The following is a 2,187-nucleotide window of genomic DNA, read 5'->3' on the forward strand; positions in this document are numbered from 1 at the left end:
CGCGCCTAAAGCGAACCGCAAGGGGAAGTCACATGACAAGCGACAGCAAATGTCCGTTCACTGGGGCCCAAGGCAAGACGAACAGCGACTGGTGGCCGAACCAGCCAAACCTCAAGATTCTGCATCAGCATTCGAGCCTGTCGGACCCGATGGGCGAGGCGTTCGACTACGCCAAGGAATTCAAGACCCTCGATCTCGACGCCGTGGTCAAGGATCTCCACGCCCTGATGACGGATTCGCAGGACTGGTGGCCGGCCGATTACGGCCATTACGGCGGTCTGTTCATCCGCATGGCCTGGCATAGCGCCGGCACCTATCGCATCGCCGACGGGCGCGGCGGCGGCGGCGGCGGCCAGCAGCGCTTTGCGCCTCTCAATTCCTGGCCGGACAATGTCAATCTCGACAAGGCGCGCCGCCTGCTGTGGCCGATCAAGCAGAAATATGGCCGCAAGCTGTCCTGGTCCGATCTCATCATCCTCACCGGCAATGTCGCGCTGGAATCCATGGGCTTCAAGACCTTCGGCTTCGGCGGCGGCCGCCCCGACACCTGGGAGCCGGACGAGGACGTCTATTGGGGCCCCGAAAACGTGTGGCTGGGCGACGAGCGCTATAGCGGCGACCGCGACCTCGAAAACCCGCTCGGCGCCGTCCAGATGGGCCTGATCTATGTGAATCCGGAAGGGCCGAACGGCAATCCGGACCCGGTCGCCGCGGCGCGGGACATTCGCGAGACCTTCGCGCGGATGGCGATGGACGACGAGGAGACCGTCGCGCTGATCGCCGGCGGCCACACCTTCGGCAAGACTCATGGCGCCGGCGACGCGGCTCTGGTCGGGCCGGAGCCAGAAGCCGCGCCGATCGAGGCGCAGGGCCTCGGCTGGAAGAGCGGGTTCGGGTCCGGCAAGGCGGGCGACGCCATCACCAGCGGCCTCGAAGTCGTCTGGACCTCGACGCCGACCAAATGGAGCAATAATTTCTTCTGGAATCTGTTCGGCTATGACTGGGAGCTGACCAAGAGCCCGGCCGGCGCCCATCAATGGACCCCGAAACATGGCGCGGGGGCGGGCTCGATCCCGGACCCGTTCGATCCCTCGAAGCGGCGCGCGCCGACCATGCTGACGACGGACCTCTCGCTGCGGTTCGACCCGGCCTATGAAAAGATCTCGCGACGCTTCTACGAAAACCCCGATCAATTCGCCGACGCCTTCGCGCGGGCGTGGTTCAAGCTGACCCATCGCGACATGGGCCCGCGCGCCCGCTATCTCGGCCCGCTCGTTCCGAAGGAAGAGCTGATCTGGCAGGATCCGGTGCCGCCGGTCGATCATCCGCTGGTCAACGCGCAGGATATCGCCGCGCTCAAGGCGAAAATCCTCGCCTCGGGCCTGTCGGTCGCCGAACTGGTCGGGACCGCCTGGGCCTCCGCCTCGACCTTCCGCGGCTCTGACAAGCGCGGCGGCGCTAACGGCGCGCGTATCCGCCTCGCGCCGCAAAAGGATTGGGCGGTCAACGAGCCCGCCCGGCTGGCCAAGGCTCTGCAGGCGCTGGAGAAGGTTCAGGCCGAGTTCAACGCCTCGGCCGCCGGCGGCAAGAAGGTTTCGCTAGCCGATCTGATCGTGCTCGGCGGCGACGCCGCGATCGAGAAGGCCGCCAAAGACGCCGGACTGGACGTGACGGTTCCGTTCGCGCCGGGGCGCACCGACGCCACGGCAGAACAGACCGACGCCCATTCCTTCGCGCCGCTCGAACCCAGAGCCGACGGCTTCCGCAATTATCTCGGCGGCAAGCCGCGCGTGTCGCCGGAGGATTTGCTGATCGACCGGGCGCAATTGCTGACGCTGACGGCGCCGGAGCTGACGGTTCTGATCGGCGGCCTGCGCGTGCTCGGCGCCAATGTCGGGCAATCGCCGCATGGCGTCTTCACCGCCCATCCCGGGACGTTGACGAATGACTTTTTCGTCAATCTGCTCGATATGGGCGCGCAGTGGCGGCCGGCGGCGGGCGCGGAAGGCGTCTATGAGGCGGTGGACCGCAAGACCGGCGCGGTCAAATGGACAGGAACGCGCGTCGATCTGCTGTTCGGCTCGAATTCGCAATTGCGCGCGCTGGCCGAAGTCTATGGCAGCGCCGACGCGAAGGCGAAATTCGTGCAGGACTTCGTCGCGGCCTGGACCAAGGTGACGAATCTGG

1 protein-coding gene is annotated in these 2,187 nt (G+C 66.2%); it reads left to right on the forward strand.

Features of this window, described 5'->3' with window-relative positions:
• Positions 1–32: 32 nt before the first annotated feature.
• The coding region (katG, locus tag ACE3S9_RS18835) for a catalase/peroxidase HPI (RefSeq protein WP_374548010.1) at positions 33–2,187 on the forward strand (2,155 nt) is incomplete at its 3' end.

This window comes from Rhodoblastus sp. (genome assembly GCF_041915505.1).
Lineage (GTDB): Bacteria > Pseudomonadota > Alphaproteobacteria > Rhizobiales > Beijerinckiaceae > Rhodoblastus.